This is a genomic window from Mesorhizobium sp. M0019 (assembly GCF_040323975.1).
Classification (GTDB): Bacteria; Pseudomonadota; Alphaproteobacteria; order Rhizobiales; family Rhizobiaceae; genus Mesorhizobium.
This window is the reverse complement of sequence record NZ_JAMYVK010000050.1, coordinates 1-18,074: the sequence shown is the minus strand read 5'-3', so window position 1 is coordinate 18,074 and position 18,074 is coordinate 1. Positions and strand designations below refer to the sequence as shown.

Genomic DNA, 18,074 nt, shown 5'->3' with positions numbered 1-18,074 from the left:
CATTATGCACCTCCTTTTCAAATGGCGGAAAACAGCGATTCTTGGTTGTCGTCGTGGATGCGACGCGGAGTATTGCGCGTCAAATCGGCCTTGATCCGTTCGTCTTCGAGGTCGCTGGCGCGGATCTGGTAGGGCGCGCCGCGCATGACCTGCTCGGCGGGCAATAGGCCATCCCTGATGAACCGGCGGATTTTGACGTGTGAGACGCCAAGCCGGGCGGCCGCGTCCGACATGGTAAGCCACTCGCCATTCTTGTCGGAAGAGCGATAGCCGCTGATCTTGTGTACCGTGCGCAGCGATTGGACGCGACGCGCGGTCCAGGTCTTTCCCTGACCGGTCTGCATGCCCATGCGGTTGAGTGTGGCAGCGATTTCGGCATCCGACCACCGGGTTGCCATGGATCGCATGATCGCCAGAGCCTCCTCAGGCGTACGCTGGCCATGCTCTCCGGATTTGGGCTTGCGAACCCGTACCTGCGAGTGCTGGCCTCCGTGCCAGTGGATGGTCAAGATCACGTCGCGCGCATCGTCATCGACATCGGCCACGATGTCCTTGATGAGCGCGCGCAGCAGTTGCTGACGACAGCGCATGTCGACACTCGGCGCGTTCCAGGTGGCCTCGAGATTCTGGGCGAAGCCCGTGAAGTCCGGAACCGCGTCGACAGGCTCCACACGCTGGACTTCGCTCAGCCGCGCCTCGCACGTCTCCACGCGCCTGAGCGTGGCTTCCCAACTCCTCTCGAGCTGGGCCGCAATAAGCCGGTTCTCCGGGTCGCAGGCCGCATAGCGGCGCTCGGCGAGCGATGCCTCGTAGCGCGCCTGCTGCAGGTCCAGCTCGATCATCTGCCGGCGCCTGGCCTCGCTCTCCAGCTGCATCCGTTCAGCCTCCAACGCCGCTTCGATCGCCATCGGCGCAACCGCCTCCAGCGCTTCGCGGGTCACCGCCGCGTCGGTGCGAAAGCCGTTGAACGACATGCATCGCGCCTGGGCCATCATGAGGTTGCCGCGCTCGCAGCGATATACCGGATACCCTTGGCCGCGTCCGGCATACATGACAACCAGTCTTCGCCCGCATCGACCACAAGAGATGAGGCCCGGGAGCAGCGCGCGACCGCCGCGGCCCGACTTGACGCCGCCGGCTTTGCCATAAGCGTTGGCCGCGAGCAGTTCCTGGTTCCGTTCGTACTCGCTCCATCCGATGTAGCCTTCGTGATGGTCCTTGAGCACCACCGCCCACTCGCTAGCCGGCTTGTAATGGCCATAGCTCTTGCGAACGCGGCCATCGACGATCTCAGTGCGCTTCTCGCTCTTACCATAGACATAGGCGCCGGCGTAGAACGGGTTCTTCAGGATCGAGATCACGTTGCGGTAGCGGATCGGAACCCAGTCGAAGGACACCATCTTCTTGCCGTCGGAGGGTCTGGGGAAATGCACGCCGTCATCGATCATCGAGATCAACACTTGCCGCGCACTGCCGAGTTCGCGGAAACGCGCGAAGATCAGGCGAATAGTCTCCTGCAGGCGCATGTCGGGATCGAACCCGAGACCGTAATCGCGGTGCCAGACATAGCCGAAGGGCACGGAGATGCGCAGTTCCCCGCGCTGTGCCTTGGCACGGGCGGCCTCGTACATGCGGGCACGCAGCACGCCGAGCTCGAACTCGCTGATGCTGCCCTTCATACCGAGCAACAGGCGGTCGTTCGGCAATCCCGGATCGTAGACTCCGTCCAGATCGATCACGCGTGCATCGACTTCGCCGCACAACTCGAGCAGCCGATGCCAGTCCGGCCCGTTGCGCGACAGGCGGGACGCCTCTTCGTCATAGCCCCTAAGCGCCCGATCCCTGAATGCGATGCCTGGCGCAACAACGAGACGGTCGTAGCTGAGCTTCGAACCGTTGTTCAGCGCAACGGTTTTCGCCGCCGGGTCAATCGCTTCAGCGGACTCATGAATGACGGTGATGCTGTATTGCCTTGCCAGCGCTTTATAACCATGGCTGAGCGATTTGAACGGGCGGAGCCCGGCGAGATAGAAGGCTTCCTCGCAGTCGCGATGCGCATGACCTTCATGGCATTGCGGTGTGTTTCGGCGTGGCACGCCGATCCAGGGTCCCCATTCCGAGCCGATCGACAGCATTGCTGATCACGTCAGCGGCCTTTAGGTCCGGTTGGCAACGTCGTCGCCCTCCACGGCACGCTCAAGATCATACAGTTCGATCAAAGTGCCATCGCTGGCGTAGATGCCGAATTTGATGTTTCCGGCTTTGAGTTCGCGTGCCTGGTCTAAAGCCTGCCTACTGGACAAGTCATTGATCGTCAAAACGTTCGGCTCCTTGCCGAGTTTTATGGAATAACTCATAGCGCTAAGCATATAGGAGTTCGCGGCGGAATTCGACAGGCCGGTCAAGGCCGGCGAATTTCAAACTGAGACACTACCGGGCGATCACAGCCCGGTTGTGATCTCGACTATGCCGAATGCCGCCTGTTGGATGCCTCGTGGTTCAATCGCTAATCTTCGTCATACGGCATATGCTGATCGATTGCCCATATTGCCATAGCAGCGGCGCGGCATTCTTGGCACCACCGGCCGGCTCGAGGCAGAACGAGGCCCGCCCTTGCGCGCTGCCGTAACGCGTGGATCTCGTTGGCAAGCACCTGCAGCCTCTCCGCGCTTGTTTGGGCAGCGTATATGAAGGCTGGCCCTGCGGCGGTCGGCCGCATGCTCGCTCTTCGGTTGAACACGACGGCACCGCCTCCTCCTCGACTTGCTTGTGCACGAGCGTCACCGCCATAAGTCGCAACGCCTTGGCGACGTTGCCGATTTTCTGTGCTTCTGAACCCGCCGAGGCACGGATCTGGCGCAGGGTCAGATTTCTCACCCACGTGACTAAGACTTTTTTTATCGAGAATATAAAGTTGTTAAAATTTACTTTGGCACCCGCTCCATGCTTACTCCCGACAACTCAAGGCGCGGCACACCATAGCCTCGGAGACATCCACCCCGCCGAAGGGGCCTCTATACTGGCGGCTTTATCCCAGTCGCTCCCGAAAGCCGTCGTTCCGGTACCGGCCCCACACCGGTCGTTCCGTTGCTCCGGCTTAGTGGACGCTTCTGGCGCTACAGCCATCTTTGTCAAGCGATACGGATACGTGCTGCATCTTCACACCAACCCCACCCTGAAATCCTCCAGAACCTGAGCCAGTCCTCGCGCGCCGAGAAGGGTCATAACACGCTTCGCCTGAAGCTTCGGTACCGCGCGATCGTAAATGGCAAGATTGGTCGCCTCATTGAGGCGCGAGCGACAAATGATCCCGTCAGGCTCAGATGGAGGCTCGTGAAACGCCAGTGACCACCGGCGTGCCAGATTCTGGCGCTGTGCGCGAACGACATCGGTCGGCACGCCCATTCGAACGGCATTGTCGCCTCTGAGATCGACCAGGCGCAGGTCCGCGTTGGTCGTGATCTGCGCATAGCGCCGTCGGGTCAGTTCCACCTCCTCTATTGGAAGATCGTCAAGGATTCCTTCGCGGCGATCGCGGAGCACGGTCTCGAGGAAGCACCTTCAGAGAGTCACCGAGGTACAGAACGCCAAACCGGTTGGCGTCAAGACGGCGTCGAGGATCGCTGAACCGGCTCGGCGACTTCCCGTACCCCAATGGATCAGGATAGGTGCTCCAGTAGATCCGACCGAACGTCCGACCGCGCGGTATGGTCTCGATTTCGAGCTTTGCGTGCGCGAAATCGGGTGGAGGTGGAACACCGGGCATTCAGTCGAAATCGCCCCTGGCCATGCCTTCCGCCGCGGCCAAAACCGAGGCGTCATCGCCTTGTTGAATGGCTCGAAGGCCCGTCCGCCCATCAAGGACGCCATGGCGCGACACTAAAAACCGATAGACGGCCCAGGTATTATTGCCCAACATGGCATGCAGCGCCGGCAATGCGCCGAAGGGACGACCGTCCCTGTCGAGTTGCCAGACAGGAAAGCGGAAACCGCGCTTGGCGCCATCGATCCCGAGCACCTGTCCCCTTTGCCGCCTAGCGTTGACCGTGACGCGCGACGTGCCGAGCAGCTTGGCAAAGGCATCCGCGCTCAGCATGTCCTCGCCGGCGACAATTTCGGCGACACGCTTGCGGCCACGCGCGCGCGCTCCGGCGAGAGCCGCCTCGAGTTCGGCATCGGGCATGCCCGTGTCCTCGACGGGAAAGGTATCGTCTGAAGCCATCAGTTGCTCCTCGACCGGTGTGATCGTCTGCGCATCAGCCGCCGGATCGACCTCTACCCGGAACGATACGCGGTGGCCGATCTTGCGGCTGCGTGCGATCGCTTCCTGATAGCGTTCGAGCAATACCTTCTTGAACTCTGCCTGTGCCGGCAGCTTTGTGGTGAAACTCAGGGCGGCGACTCCCGCATGCGATGCGGTCCCGCTATGATTACTGCGTTTTGGAGCGGCCATGATGAGAACCTCCTGCTGTCACCCATATGGTTACAGAGCGCACGCTCGTCAAGTTCGATAATTTGGTAAAGCTAAGCGAATGGCTGGGACTGAACAATTCCCCAGGCGCGAAACCTTCCCCTCCCCGTCATCTCGCGCAGGCCAAGCTCGCCGATCAGGTTGAGCGCCCCCTGTTTTGTCACCTTTAGCCGCTCCTGGATCATGCCGGTGGAGACGAGCGGCCGCGAGAGTACCAGCTCGACTAGGTCGGGCAGTTTCGAGCTGGCGCGCCGTTGTTTGACTCGCCGCTCCATCTGGCTTTTTGCCAGCACCAGCCGATCGTGTTCCTTCAGGCCGACCAGCGCGGCGTCGTGGATGGCATCGAGGCAGGCCAGCAACCGGTCGGACCGATTGCGCGCCCGCCGCCGCTCGCGCGGAATGTTTTTGGCGCCGAGATGCAGGCAGGCGAGATGGTGCGCGGCAAGGCCTTCCTGCCGCAGCAGCGCGGCGATCAGCAGCGGCCCGAGCCAAACACCATGCTGAAGCACCTCGATGTCCGACCAGGCCTTAAGCAGGATCGCGCCGCGCAGGACGACCGGCAGATCGCGTGTCCTGGCGACAACATCCTGCCATTCGGCCAGGCGTTCTTCTTCATTCCAGTCGAGATCGTAGATCAGGCCGTTTTGCGGCTCCGGCCGGTCACGTTGTGACGTTTCCTCCTTTCGACCAGGCACGTCGGCGCCGCTGAGAATCTTCGACGAGCGCGCCAGGACAGCATCGATCTCGGCAAATTCTTCAGCCAGAAGATCGTCAGCGTCATCCTGAGCATCGGCTTCAAAAGAAGTGGCTCCAGCCCCCTGCCCTTCCCGGCTTTTTTGTTCCGCCGCCGGCATCGCGCCGCCGCGGCCGGTCAGGGCCAAAAAACCGTCGCGGCTGAGCGCCCAGTCCGGTTCCTGCGCAAAAATCCGACGGCGGGTCCGCAGCACCGCATGCGCGCGGGTCAGCTCGTGGGTCGGTGTGCGGATGTCCATATGGGCGTCGTGCAGGACGAGGTCTTCGATGTGGACGAGTTCGCCCTCCAGCCACAGTGCGGCAGCCGCGTCGGCGAAGTGCTGGCGCTCGACAAAACCGTCGCGGACCGGCGAGCGGGCCAGCCGCTCGTCAAGACGCGCCGAAACCTCGGTTGCGCGGGAAACCGGCCCTAACAGGGTTTTCAGGGACAAATGGCCGATGTCGTAAGTCGTTGTTTTCATGATGCCTGATTCGCGTTAGTCAAGCTATTGGCCCTTTAGGTTGACTTGCAGGGGATTTTCTCTGGCGGCCTTATCACTTTCGATAATGACCGCATATCGGGACTGTACAGCACCACGCCCTAGGACGCTCAGGAGGCCGAAAAACGTTGATTTGCCGGCTCATCGAAGCCGTAGGAGCTACGCAAAAAGGCACTAGAGACGTTTACAAAGGATCGTTTGTTGATATCTTCGGTGTTTGTACAAACGCCTCCTCCCATGCTGAGAGACGCCGCAAATGGCCCGTGAAGCGCAAGATCGACGCTCCGGACGACCAAGAGGCCGGCAAATCGGCTACGCGCGCGTGTCGACGGACGAACAAGCGACGGAAGCGCAGGAGATCGAGCTGCGATCGGCCGGTTGTGACGTCGTCGTTCAGGAACATGGATCCGGTGCGTCGAGAGCTCGCCCGGCCCTACTGCGGTTGATGAGCGACATCGGCGCCGGCGATATCTTGGTCGTCGTGCGTCTCGATCGCCTTGCGCGCTCGGTCAGCCACCTTCTTCAGGTGATCGAGGATCTGACTGAGAAGGGCGCGCATTTCCGATCTCTCCGAGATCCAATCGACACGTCGACGCCACAGGGCATGTTTTCGCTACAGGTACTCGGCGCCGTTGCCCAGCTCGAGCGTGCACTGATTTCGGAGCGAACCAAGGCCGGCATCATCGCTGCACGATCCAAGGGGCGACTGCCAGGCAATCCTGGTATCCGGGAGCGCAGGCCCGAAGCCCTGGCGAAAATGACCACGATACAAAAGGCGGCTTATGGCCGACGGCTACAATCAACTATGAACCAATGGCTTCCGACGGTCCGCCGGATGCGACCAGACCATAACTGGGACGACATCGCTCGGGTCCTGAACCAGCGCGGCCTCGACTGGACGCCTGAACGACTGCGGCGGGCAGTGAGGTGGCTCGTCACCGAGCACCTGGCCGAATCCACACTGCTAAAGCGGGCGTCTCCTCTGCCTCCCGAAGATCGCCTGATGACTCTTGTGGCAGGGATTTCGCAGTCTAACCCAGACCTTGCGCTCCGCGACATCGCTGGCCAGCTCGAGCGCCTGCATGAGCGAACCCCACGAGGAAGCGCAAAATGGTCTGCCTCCTCAGTGAAGAACCTACTCGATCGAGCCCGGCGGCTTGGACTCGTCGCCGAACTACCCGCGAGCTGACCGTCATCCCGCTGCACAACAGTCCTCAGTTTACAGTCTGTGGCTGACGCTCGACATTCCCGAGCCGCTTGTACGCGGCCCAGGCATCAGCTGGAACAGCGCTGCCGGCCCGCGTCAGTGAAGCCGCTCGATCGGTTTCGGCGAGTGAGTTCCACCACACCGTTCCGGCGGTTTCATCGGGCGTCGGTTCCTGGTCGTGTTGGTTTTTCATGCCTTCGATGCTCTCACAAGACGCTCGTCCCGACAAGCGCTGCAGCCACCGTCCACGGATCGAAACCCGCCCGGCTGATCATGATCCGCGCCCTGGCTTGTCGAGGCTGCGGCGCAACGCATCGCTGATTTCCAGCCGGGATTCGGTGCGCACAACCTTGCCTGCCGCCTCCAGATCGACGGCAGCGGCTTCAGCTCCGGTTCCGGTCGTCTTCGACGCGTCAAGCTTGGCCCGCAACAAGGCCATCACCATCGGCCAGACCGAGAACTTTCCGACCTTTGCTCGATCTGTCAGGCTGCGCAAATAGCCGCCGGCGCTGTTGATCTGGTCCTGCCGCTGGTAGATCGCGGCAATGGTAATCGCCGCCTGCTGCTCACCCATTGCCGTTCGCGCTTCCTCCCAGGCGCTCGGGCTGACGCCCATGGACGGTCGGGCAACCTCGGCCGCGGCCAGAAATTCACGCCAGTTGCGGATTCCGCCGCCGCCCTTCACCAGCCAAAGCATGTTCGGGCAGGCATCCAGCACGATCCCTAGCGGCAGTTCGCGTTTCGGTAGGCTCCGTACGTTGTCGGTGTCCGCAACGTTGGCGCCCGCTTCATCCCTATTTCCTGAGCCGCTTTCAGATTCAAATTTAGAGTCTGGTTTTGAATTCTGTATGTGGCGCCCATTTTGGGACTCATTGGCGTCCATTTTCTGTGTTTTTACAAATGATTCCAATGCTTCACGCACTTCGGCCCAAAGGCCTTCAAGTTCTTCGGCAATCACCTCGAGAGTCTGCCTAGGTGCAGTGCGTGGTATCTGACCAACAATCGCCTGGTAGGCCTGCTGAACCCTGCCCCAGTTCGCCGGCACGCCTTCCTCAATGCCGGTGTCGATCATCTTGACGATATCACGGCGGCATATGGTAAGCCGCTCCTTAACGAGACGAAATGCCTTCCTCTCAGATCTGACCGCATCCGCAAGATCCTTGAACTCCTCAGCGCGCGCCACGATCGGCGAGATGTCAAAGCCATAGGCTTGCTCGATCTCGCCCGCCTGCCCTTTCCGGGCGAAGCGCTTGCCGTTTGGGCTGTCCCGACGGATAATCAATCCACACTCGACCAGAACGGCCAGGTGTCGCCGTAAGGTCGTTGGGGGCATGCCATTAGCGCGGCGGATCAGCTGCTCGTTGGATGGCCATACAACCAGTTCGCTGTCGCCATAAAGCGCTGTGTCCGGATGGAACGACAACAGCGCGTCGAGAATAGCCAAAGCGCGATCGGTGGCGCCCAGAGCGATCCTGGCGTCCTTGATATCTTGGAAGACATGCCATTTGTGGACGATCGCGTCCTTCGGCACGGCCCTTGCGGTGACTTGGCTTGAAATCATGCCAAGCGTCATCGGTCGCCGCCCAAAGGGCGTCGTCGCAATATTCGTCTCCATTTTCTTTCACCCTCGATTAGGCAAAAGAAACCTGCTCGCCAAAACGACGCCAATGACTCTTGACAGTGATTCGTGGAGATGCGATTCTCAGAGTGCTTAGTTCAGAGAGAGGCTTCCACGGCTTGCCGTTCGGGGGCCTTTTTCTTTTGCGGTTTCAGACTCCTTGTTTCGTGATGGACTTCCGAAAGGCCTCAAACAGGTCGTCCAGTTGTCCGGCGATAAACGCTGCGAAACGCGATCCTTCAGCCTCTCCCACGGCAATCATGGTAGTTTTTCCGTTGTCTTTGAGGCTGACGCTGACTGTTTTGTCTGGAGCAGCCCAGGATTTCATAGCAATCTTGGGCTTTGATGGCTTGGCCGGACCCGCAGGTTCTTTGATCGCATTATGATCCGATGGAAGCGTCTCAAGCAGAATAATGAATCTGTCGTCGGACGTTGCCTCGCGGAATTTGTTTTTGCGAATAAGATCGAAAGCTTTTGCGAGTGAGCCGTCTATGGAATAGCGGTTCGAGAATTCCTGCCATCGTCCTCGACCAATCCCGGGAGCTTTACCAATCGATTGCAGTATCTTCTTGTCGACCGATGAGGCGATTTTGATCATCTCGGAGACATGCGATTTTCCTGTCGACAGCGAAGCGCAGATGGTGTCCCGTTTGTATCCCGCTTCCTGCTGCGCAAGCGCAAAAGCGCACTTCTCAATGTATGAAAGATCCTCTCGAGCGGTGTTTTCTTCGCCTTGGAAAATGACTGCTTGTTCATCAGTTAACTCGCGGACGGCCGCTTTGAATCCGATCCCAAGCTGCTTAGCTGCCGCTAATCTTCTGCGACCATAGACGATTTGAAACTCGCCATCCTTGCCTTGCACTGGCCGAACCAATCCAGGCACAATTTGACCGCGCTCCCGCATGGATTCAGTGATCTCAGCAATGGCGGAAATCTCGTAGGCGTCATCATATCGATCGGTGATAGACGACGGCCGTATTTTGTCGGGATCGAGTTCAATGATCTGTTCGCCTGACTTCAGTAACTTGTCGGCGATATCGCTACGCTCTTGCATTTGGCGAACACCAGCCGCCACCTTCATCAGGTGCGGCGATGACGTGCGGCGGCTGACGCCCTCCTCCGAATTGTCCTCCCCGAGTTGCCCCAAAACAGCAGCAAACATGCCCTTAGAATCTTTACGGCTCACTGTTCACGCCTCCATGCCATTGTGATGAGGCTTTCTATTTCCGCGTTCGCGGCATTGATCGATTCGATTGCACGATCATAAGTTTTAGGTGCCGAAAACCTCGATCGTTGCACTTCATAGAGGCTCTGCTTCCAAGTGAGAGCGTCCGCAACCGCAGTGGATTTGGAGACTGAATTCAGAAGTAAATCCTCGCCAAACACTTGGCGCATTAGGGCCTGCATGTTGGCTTGCGGGTGGTCGTTGGCCTCAAACTTTGTGATGAGGAATTTGGCGAAATCCCAACGTGCGCCTGCACCAGCCTCATCCAGGATTTGCATATAAGATGCGGCCAGCTCCAAAAACTTCCCTGTGGAGTCGACATCGAGCATGTGCGCTGGAACTGGGATTAGGACTCCGGTAGCGGCAGTGAGCGACGAAAGCGTCAGGAAATTGAGTGACGGCGCACAGTCGAGAAGGACGATGTCGTAGTTATCGACGATCTGTTCGAGCGCCTGTGACACTCGAAGCAGAAAACTGGTTCCACCGCTCTTGCGCATCTCAAGGGTGACGGCCGTCTCGAATTCTGTCAGCTCAAGACCGGCGCAGATGACGTCGAATCCGATGATATGCGTCTGATGAATAATCTTTTCCGTTGGCACCGGATCATCAAACCGAATCGCTGAGTAAAGGGTGTCACCTTCTCGGTAGTCAAATCCGGGTAACGCTCCTTGCAGACTTGTTAACGACGCCTGGGGATCCATGTCGACTGCGAGAACGCGATATCCACGTAGTGCCAACCAATGACCCAAGTGAATAGTGGTCGCTGTCTTGGACGATCCACCTTTGAAGTTCGTGATCGCGATGATCTGGCAATCCTCGCCTTTAACACGACGAGGATTGATCCATTTCTTCCGTGCCTTTTCCGCCAGGTGCATCCGAAGGTCCAGCACCTGCTCCACAGAATATAGGCGCTTTCCGGTGGTCGTTGTCTCTGGCTCAGGTCCCTGCCCTTTTAAGGAGACCTGCCTTATGTAAGCTTCGGTCACTCCTAGCAATGCTGCCACTTCCGTCGAAGTGAATTTGCGCATCGTACGAATCGCATCAGGAGGATACTGAGCCAGCGAAAGATTGTTGAGTGCCTTCTCGAGTTTCGTCGAAAAGGTATTCATGAACTGAAGGCTACTTAGATGCCGCGTCACCCAGATTCTCCTCTTGCACCCAGCGCCTATTGATAGCGACTGTGGTTAACAAGCTGTTAACGCCACGCCAACTACGCCAACTTTTCGAATTACGCGGTTTTTCCGTTACTGGAGGTATGCCCGATTCGGAGCATTCGAGCAAATGGACGCAGGGCAGTTCCCAGCTGGGAACTTTTCGTTATCGCTGGCTTCCCTGTGCCGTCAAAGTTGCGCATCAGGCATTGAAAACGACAGCTATGAAGTTGGTCACGCAGCATGGGGGCACGGGCGAGCCCCGTTGCCCGTTTTGTTCTCGTAGATAGTCGACGTTGGTGTACCGGTTGGCCTCTGGCTTCTGCGTACGGCGGCGAGCGACCTTACAAAAGCGCAGGCAAGTTTCGGCGCATGGAGAGATACCCCCCACATTGGCGCGGCGGCGAAATTCCCGTTGTGACGGAGGCACTGAGCTCGCGCAGTCCTAGGGGAGTCACCATCCTTTGCGTCGGAGACGATGGGTTGTGTTTGTGATGCAGCCATGCCGCGCCGCTTCCGATGTCACTTCGGTGATCGCCCCCCCCAGGCTGACCAGTTAGACGCCCCACGGCCCCTACCCTGCAACGAGGCATTCCTTCCGGGCCGAGCGACTCTCGCGAATGGCAACTCAGCGGCTCGGATCTGTCGCCAGGCGTCCCACGCGATTTGACAGCAATCAGCACCGTTTGGCACGTGGGCGTCCTGTCCACGCGCACTTTCCTCCAGCGTCGAGCAAGAGGCTCCTGCAGTCGCCAGTCAACTTCCCTCGGGGGCTAGTCCACGTGTCGACGAAGGATCCTGGAGAACTCATCGAGAAGCAAACTTCTCGCACAACCCGTACTCTGAGTTCCCAGCTGGGAACAGCTCTTCAAGTTGGAGGCTTGCGCGGCACCAATAAACCTTAGAAACCCATCAACTTGATGGTCGGATCTGTGGCGCCGGGGAGGATTGGCGCATCCAGAGTCACCTGTGGTTGGGGGCGTACCGCACTCTACAATCCTGACGCCTTAGTTAGATTGACGCGGAAGCGATCGCGCCGGCGCTGGTATTTGCGCGTCATCTCTGCCGAGGCGTGGCCAAGCTGCTTCTGCACGTAGCGCTCGTCAACCTCGGCAGAGGACGCGAGGCCGGCACGCAGCGAGTGGCCCGAAAACTTTTGGCCGCGCTCGCCCTCGGAAAGATCCCCGCGCACGCCGGCGGCCAAGGCCGCGCGTTTGACCAGCCGCGCCACCTCCTGATCGTTGAGCCGCTCGGCGCCCACAGCTTTGCCCTGCCCGGCGACGCGGCGGAAGAGGGGGCCATGCGCGATGCGGGCCAGCTTCAGCCAGGTCTGCAGGGCGACGACCGGGCAGGTGGCATCGGACGAGCCGCGGCCAATCTCGACCTCGCGCCAGCCGGTCTTGCCTCGCAGCGTAACCAGCACGCCCTTGTCCGGGAAAAATTCAATCCAGCCGCACCCGTCCTCGGTTTGATCGCGCGCAACATCGAGGCCCACGATTTCGGAGCGGCGCAAGCCGCCGGCGAAGCCCAAAAGCAACATGGCGCGGCCGCGCAGACCGCGCAGCGTGCCACGATCGAGCGTTTCCAGCATGGCGACAAGATCGTCGCGCAGGATGGCTTCCTTTTGACGGGGAGGGGAGGCGTGTTTCTTGCGGATACCGGCGAGCACGGTGGCGATATGCCGGTCCTTCCGGTCGAGCGGTTGACCGCGTTGCGCATAGTTCCAGGTCAGCGACGACAGGCGGCGCTCAATGGTCGACACAGACTTTTTGTCCCGTTCCGATCCTGAGGCCTGGGCCGTGATGTAGAGGCCGACGACTTGTGGATCTGGCGGCAGCGGATCAAACGCCTGGCGCCGGCACCAGGCGCAAAAATGCTTCCAGTCGGCGGCATAGGCGCGACGGGTGTTTGCCGAACTCGCCGCCTCGACGTAATCGCGCGCGCGGTCGGCCAGCTTTTCGAGATGCGCAGGCAGTGATGCTTGTCGCGAGTCGAGGACCTGCGTGGGAGGGGAGGGGGCCTCATCCGGGTGCCCCATTTCCATGACGACGTCGACAATGTCAGGCAGGTCGCTGGTGTCGACCGCGTCGATGGGGGTCATGAAATTACGGGGACTGCCCATCGAAACTCTCGATCATTTGAATGTCACAGTGGTGCGATTCTGAGAGCCCCAACGTGCGACCAAAGCGCCCAATTGTCCACCGCGAGGTGCTTGACCAATAGCTCCCGAGATTTGCGCCGGTCGCGTACGACCACACGCTGGGTCGTGCTATAGCATGACCGGGCGACGGACCATGTCCGATCCAGTGTTGACCCTCCTAGGGCCCTCTTTCTCAGTGCCGATCCTTGCCTTCATGTTCAACATCCCTTATGTTTCGTTCAACAGGAGAATCCAGGATGAGCGTACGTGGCGCAACGGCAGCCGAAAGCGAGGAGCGGATCGCCCACACCCGGAACCGTCTGGTGCTTGAGCAGGCGAGGGCGGTCGGCCTTCTCGGCGCGGCCAAGAACACACGCCTTTCCGGGAGGGTGCCGTCGGAATTGATCGAGGCGGCAAAGAAGCGCGCTCATGTGACCTCCGACACTGAGCTGCTGGAGCTCGCCTTGTCGCGGCTGGCCCTCGAGGACGATTTTGGCGCCCGGCTCGTCCGCCGCAAGGGCAGCATCTCCGCAGACATTGATCTTGGCGTTTGATCTCGGGAGCGCACTGCGTTCCCTCAAACCACAGCGGCGTGCCGGCGGGCTGGAACGGCGGCCGGATTCCGCTCTGTCCTGGGCAGGGGACCAGCCGCCTGTCGGCGGTGCATTGCTTCTCGACACGAGCGTCTATCTGGATGTCCTTCAGGGCCGCACGCCCAAAGTGGTCGATGACCTTCTGACCTATCGGCTCTGTCAGCACTCGGCCGTCTGCCTTGCCGAGCTCAGCCACCTGTTCGGCCAGCTCGACCCAGCGCACCCCACGACGAAGTCGGTCCTGAAAGTGGTTGCAGGCACGATTGAAGACATTCCAGTGCACCGGCTGCATGCACCCGACGCCACCGCCTGGGGACGCGCCGGCATGCTTGCCGGCCTGCTGTTCCGGCTGAGCCGTCTGCCGAAAGGGGAGGGGCATGAACGCCGCTTCCTCAACGGTGCGCTGATCTTTCACCAGGCCGGTCTGCTGGGCGCGACGGTCCTGACCGGCAATGTTCGGGATTTCGATTACCTCAACCAGCTTGTTCCGTCGGTGCGTGTGATCGTCTACCGGCCGGTGACAGACTTGCGCCCGCAGGGTTGAAAGCGTCTGTGGCAGATATGCCCGTGCACCGTGTTCGTCCACCCTCCTTTAATGACCACCAGTCTTGGTCGCTGAAACTCTCCTGCGACCGTTGAACCGCGGGCGACAACGGCCATTTCTAACGTAAGGACAAAAACGAACGATAATGCAAGATTATCGGTCATTATTTGTTGGCGACAGGCGCGGCGGTTATTGCGCAAATCGATTGCTAAAAGCGCCGCCGTGATTCATCCTGTTCTCGATGATTCTTCGCCCCAAGCCGTCCCCGCGCCGCCATGCCCAGCCTCCCGCGACCGAGCCGTTCGCGCCGATGGCGCCGGTGCCGTTCTGGCTGCGCAAGGCGGTCGAGGCGGCGCAAACCTGCGCTCCAAAGGGCCTTGAGGATGCTGCGATTGCCTTTGGAGCCGCGATCGCCATGCTCGACACGGTCGTGCGCCGGGAGGAAAGATGGGCCGGCGCCTGGCGGCAGCGGCTGGCGCTTTCGGCGGCCGCGGTGACGGCGAAGCAGGCTGGCCGCGTCGAGGATGAAGCCGCCCTGCGCGATTCTTTGCTCCTCACCCGCCCGGGCGACGATTGTGGGCCGGCCGGTTCTTTTGTCCTGGCCTGGCGCCGGCTGGCGGCGCGGCCCGTGGAGAACCTTCTGACGGAGGGAAACCTCGCTGCGGCATCGGAGGAATTCGGTCACGCCCGCAACGACAAGGCTGTCAGCGATCTGACTGACGAGCTCGGTCCGCTGCCTGCGGCAGAGGGCGTTGTCGAAATGCTGACCGGCGCTTTCGCAGCTGCTGAGCGCCGTGGCTTCGGGCGCAATTTGGGTTCATGGCTCGCCGACGCCATGCTCGCGAAAAAACTGGGATGGTCGCATGCGGTGCCGCTGCTGGGAGCGCAGCCGGGATCGGCTGGCAGCACGCGTGGCATGCGCCCGAAAACAACCAGCCTGACGCAGAGGGACCAGGTGCCGGGCAGGGAGACGGTGCAGGGCCTGCTCGTGGCGCAGTCGCGGGCCGCGCTGCGGGCCATCGACCTTTCGGCCGAGCTCGGCCGCCGCGCCGAACGGCTCATTGCCGTCGCGCCGAAACTGAGGGCGAAGGGTGCGGACCTGGTCGTCGACCAATTGCTGAACGAAGATGCGCTCGTCGCGTCGCGTGGTGACAAAAAGACCGGAATGAGCGACCGCGGCCTGCGGCGCCTGTTCGACAAGCTGGTCGACCTCGGCGCCGTGCGCGAGCTGTCGGGCCGCGCCACGTTCCGCATCTACGGACTGTGACAGCGATGGCCGAGGCGACGCGCGCGAAACGGGGGAAAGGCCGACCAGACGACGGTCTGTTCGATCGTGAGTTGGATCACCTGTCGCCGGAGGGGCGCTGGCGCGAGTGGATGAACCGCGTCGAGGCGACCATTTTTGCCGCCACCGAGCCCGTTGGCCGCGAAACGCTGGCCCGCATTGTCGGCAAAAGCTGCAGCATCGACCTTTTGATCGACGATATTCGTGAAGAGCTGCGCGGCCGGCCCTATGACCTGGTTGCCGTCGCCGGCGGCTGGAAGCACCTGACCCGCCCGGTCTATGCCGACGCCATCCGCAATGCATTTGGCACGGCCGTCGGCGGGGGCGGGCGGGCGGTCGACCTGGCGCAGCCGGAGGTGCTGGTGCTGATGTGCATCGCCTATTTCCAGCCGATCACCCGCACCGAGCTGTCGAGCTTCTTCGGCAAGGAGATTTCGCGCGATCTGATCGGCCATCTGCGCGGCGCCGGGCTGATCGCGTCCGGCCCGCGCAGTCCGACACCGGGCGCCCCCTACACCTACGTCACGACCAAAGAATTCCTGCTGGAGTTCGGGCTCGACACGCTGCGCGACCTGCCGGATTTTGAGGCGCTCGAGGATGCTGGCTTGCTCTCGAAGGAAAAGCTGCTGGCCGGAGATATTCCGGTTGGATTGGCGAGTGGGGAGGGCGAGAGCGAAGAGGAAGAAGCAGAGGCCGATGTCCTTGAGGACCAGGTGTCTTGAGCGGGTCGTTGCCGCGTTGCACCCTCAGCGACAGGCGGCACTCATGTGACCAAGACGACTGATCCTGTGGCAGCCGGTGATCGGGATCATGGACCGCGACCGGCCTTAGCGTACGGAAAATCGACGAGTAGCCAACGTTAGCGCCCGCATCCACGATAACGGGTATGAACCCCTTTTGTCTCCACTCGTCGTCAGCCGGTTAAGCGCGCTTTGGCCTGCCTTTCCGATTTCATATTCGCGATGCCCAAAAACCTGGGAGATGACAAACAAGTCGCTGTCGGTAGGCCTGATCAGCAATTCATGACAACCACAGCGAACTTTCATCGCCGACCCGATCCCAGCGCCCGACGAAGTACTGAGACCAATTTCTTCCACCCGATGGCGTGCGCGACGCCATCTATGTGATAGAGCTTCGAGTAGTAGCTCATATGGATTCTCATTCTTCCACACCGAGGACGCCGGAAGGAGAAAACTTGACCCATTGTGTCGCCGGCCGCTTTCTCTACAAAGGCCAGTCTTAACCGTGGATCAGCGTTATGGGGTTCTGGGTGTTCGTCCCGACCCGCACCTTGTCGCCGATCTCCTTCGCCCTGGCCAAAGTCTTAGCCATGTCTTTTGTCGTAAGCACCGTGCGCCGATGCGGCTTCTCGAATACGCTCACAACATAGGTGGTGGCTGGCTTGTCGGTCATCCCAGGCCTTAGCCGGTTCCTCATTCGCACGCATCGCTTTCATTGGCGTGAGCGCATAATTTTGCCAGCCGGCGACTACACCCGCCGGTCAGGCCCGGTGCTCTTTGGGTTGGTGCCCCCCTGCCTAACGGGGCGCCGGGTCGCCTCGATCTGCGTGGTCCTTGGATGGGCCTACGTACTCCGCGCAACCAGGTAGGCGATCCGATATGCGAGAAGGAGCAAAAGAACGAGGATCGTATATTCGAGAACTGTGCGTGAGGGATAAATTTTCAAGGCTTCCGACCTGTTGGCAGCGGGCTCAGTCAGACATAACTGCCGCGGTAGCAATCTATGGATTGTCAATTCCTTACGCCACAAAAAAGCCGGCACGTTAAGGCGCGGGCCATGGAACCGTGGCTTCCTTGCCTGCGCGAACGGAAAGGAATTGAAGGGCCTAGCCCGCCACCTTGGCATCGATGACCACCAAGCTGCCGACTTGGCTAAATCCCTCGAAGCGGAGTTCGAGCGCCGATCGGCTTCGGAATGCGTGGCGATGCTGACAAAGCTCAATATCGGTGCGGTTCAGCCAAGCTCAATCGCCGAGCTCCGCGAAAAGTATCTCCATCAGACGGCGGTGCTCAAGAGCGGGTCCGGCCCCACCTATCGGCTCGTCAGGCACGATATCGATGCCGCTGACCGATGGCTCGATTTGTTCGAACCGTGCGCGATCGGGCCCGACAATGGCCATATCAGCACACATCCGCCAGCGGAGAAGTACGGTGCCTCGACGAGGCAGGTTCTGACGGAACTCGGATTTGACGAGCCGCGGGTCGAGGCAATGATCAATCAGCGCGCGGCGGCAGTCCAATGGTCCGAATTCTATTTGCCAGAATGATTTCGGTCCGCCAGCTCAGTGCAGAAGACTTGAGCAGGATTAGGGTCGCAGCACCAAGCGGTTGTGTTAGCCTCCCATATGAGGGCCTGTTGCGTAATTCGCTGATTGTGATTCTCTGAGACGAAGCTCGGAGGGAATCGCGATGGCAGTGAGCAGATGGGCCAGTTGAGCTTGGCGGAGGCTTTTCTGGGCGGCAAGTTGGCTGGCGGTTCTTCACCGCTTGATCGATTGTCGGCTCTGGTGAAGTGGTATCGCTTCGAGAAGCTGCTCAACCCGCTGCGCGATGGCGGACCCGGACGGGCAGCTTGGCCACCGCTGGTT

Annotated in this window: 16 protein-coding genes; 6 read left to right on the top strand and 10 right to left on the bottom strand. The window is 60.4% G+C overall.

Annotated elements, in window-relative coordinates; all coding sequences use genetic code 11:
* Window positions 1–17: 17 nt before the first annotated feature.
* The 5 genes from NKK47_RS27745 to NKK47_RS27725 form a co-directional block, all read right to left on the bottom strand.
* Complete coding sequence (locus NKK47_RS27745) at window positions 18–2,135, bottom strand: recombinase family protein (protein WP_352579000.1); 2,118 nt, start codon at window positions 2,133–2,135, stop codon at window positions 18–20.
* Between the two features lie 21 nt (window positions 2,136–2,156).
* Window positions 2,157–2,405, bottom strand: coding sequence for a hypothetical protein (locus tag NKK47_RS27740; RefSeq protein ID WP_352578999.1), 249 nt, complete (start codon window positions 2,403–2,405; stop codon window positions 2,157–2,159).
* 754 nt (window positions 2,406–3,159) lie between these two features.
* Window positions 3,160–3,543 carry an RES domain-containing protein gene (locus NKK47_RS27735; protein WP_352578998.1) on the bottom strand — a complete coding sequence of 128 codons (384 nt, stop codon included), beginning with the start codon at window positions 3,541–3,543 and terminating at the stop codon, window positions 3,160–3,162.
* 223 nt (window positions 3,544–3,766) lie between these two features.
* Complete coding sequence (locus tag NKK47_RS27730) at window positions 3,767–4,453, bottom strand: XRE family transcriptional regulator (RefSeq protein WP_352578997.1); 687 nt, start codon at window positions 4,451–4,453, stop codon at window positions 3,767–3,769.
* A 71-nt stretch (window positions 4,454–4,524) separates the two neighbouring features.
* Entirely contained in the window at window positions 4,525–5,685 is a 1,161-nt protein-coding gene (locus NKK47_RS27725; RefSeq protein WP_352578996.1) for an RHE_PE00001 family protein, read from the bottom strand.
* A 274-nt stretch (window positions 5,686–5,959) separates the two neighbouring features.
* Between NKK47_RS27725 and NKK47_RS27720 the strand changes: the two genes are divergently transcribed.
* Window positions 5,960–6,892: a recombinase family protein gene (locus NKK47_RS27720; protein ID WP_352578995.1), complete on the top strand. Its 933-nt coding sequence runs from the start codon at window positions 5,960–5,962 to the stop codon at window positions 6,890–6,892.
* Between the two features lie 25 nt (window positions 6,893–6,917).
* On the opposite strand, the gene NKK47_RS27715 is transcribed toward NKK47_RS27720, so the two are convergent.
* The 5 genes from NKK47_RS27715 to NKK47_RS27695 form a co-directional block, all read right to left on the bottom strand.
* Entirely contained in the window at window positions 6,918–7,103 is a 186-nt protein-coding gene (locus NKK47_RS27715; RefSeq protein WP_352578994.1) for a hypothetical protein, read from the bottom strand.
* Between the two features lie 78 nt (window positions 7,104–7,181).
* The gene (gene repC, locus NKK47_RS27710; protein ID WP_352578993.1) at window positions 7,182–8,525 is read right to left on the bottom strand and encodes a plasmid replication protein RepC; all 1,344 of its coding nucleotides are present in this window, start codon (window positions 8,523–8,525) and stop codon (window positions 7,182–7,184) included.
* A 154-nt stretch (window positions 8,526–8,679) separates the two neighbouring features.
* Entirely contained in the window at window positions 8,680–9,714 is a 1,035-nt protein-coding gene (repB, locus tag NKK47_RS27705; protein ID WP_352578992.1) for a plasmid partitioning protein RepB, read from the bottom strand.
* Window positions 9,711–10,892, bottom strand: a complete 1,182-nt coding sequence (gene repA, locus NKK47_RS27700) for a plasmid partitioning protein RepA (RefSeq protein WP_023749471.1) — start codon at window positions 10,890–10,892, stop codon at window positions 9,711–9,713. The genes repB and repA overlap by 4 nt, the downstream gene beginning before the upstream one ends.
* A gap of 1,003 nt (window positions 10,893–11,895) precedes the next feature.
* The gene (locus NKK47_RS27695; RefSeq protein ID WP_352578991.1) at window positions 11,896–13,026 is read right to left on the bottom strand and encodes a site-specific integrase; all 1,131 of its coding nucleotides are present in this window, start codon (window positions 13,024–13,026) and stop codon (window positions 11,896–11,898) included.
* 275 nt (window positions 13,027–13,301) lie between these two features.
* On the opposite strand from NKK47_RS27695, the gene NKK47_RS27690 reads away from it, so the two are divergent.
* The 5 genes from NKK47_RS27690 (at window position 13,302) to NKK47_RS27670 (ending at window position 17,753) form a co-directional block, all read left to right on the top strand.
* Complete coding sequence (locus NKK47_RS27690) at window positions 13,302–13,598, top strand: hypothetical protein (protein ID WP_352578990.1); 297 nt, start codon at window positions 13,302–13,304, stop codon at window positions 13,596–13,598.
* Complete coding sequence (locus NKK47_RS27685) at window positions 13,588–14,181, top strand: type II toxin-antitoxin system VapC family toxin (protein WP_352578989.1); 594 nt, start codon at window positions 13,588–13,590, stop codon at window positions 14,179–14,181. Before NKK47_RS27690 ends, NKK47_RS27685 begins: the two co-directional genes overlap by 11 nt.
* Window positions 14,182–14,422: 241 nt before the next feature.
* The gene (locus tag NKK47_RS27680) at window positions 14,423–15,448 is read left to right on the top strand and encodes a DUF1403 family protein (protein ID WP_352578988.1); all 1,026 of its coding nucleotides are present in this window, start codon (window positions 14,423–14,425) and stop codon (window positions 15,446–15,448) included.
* 5 nt (window positions 15,449–15,453) lie between these two features.
* On the top strand, window positions 15,454–16,188 hold the full coding sequence (scpB, locus tag NKK47_RS27675; RefSeq protein WP_352578987.1) for an SMC-Scp complex subunit ScpB: 735 nt from the start codon (window positions 15,454–15,456) through the stop codon (window positions 16,186–16,188).
* 977 nt (window positions 16,189–17,165) lie between these two features.
* On the top strand, window positions 17,166–17,753 hold the full coding sequence (locus NKK47_RS27670) for a hypothetical protein (RefSeq protein ID WP_352578986.1): 588 nt from the start codon (window positions 17,166–17,168) through the stop codon (window positions 17,751–17,753).
* Window positions 17,754–18,074 lie beyond the last annotated feature (321 nt).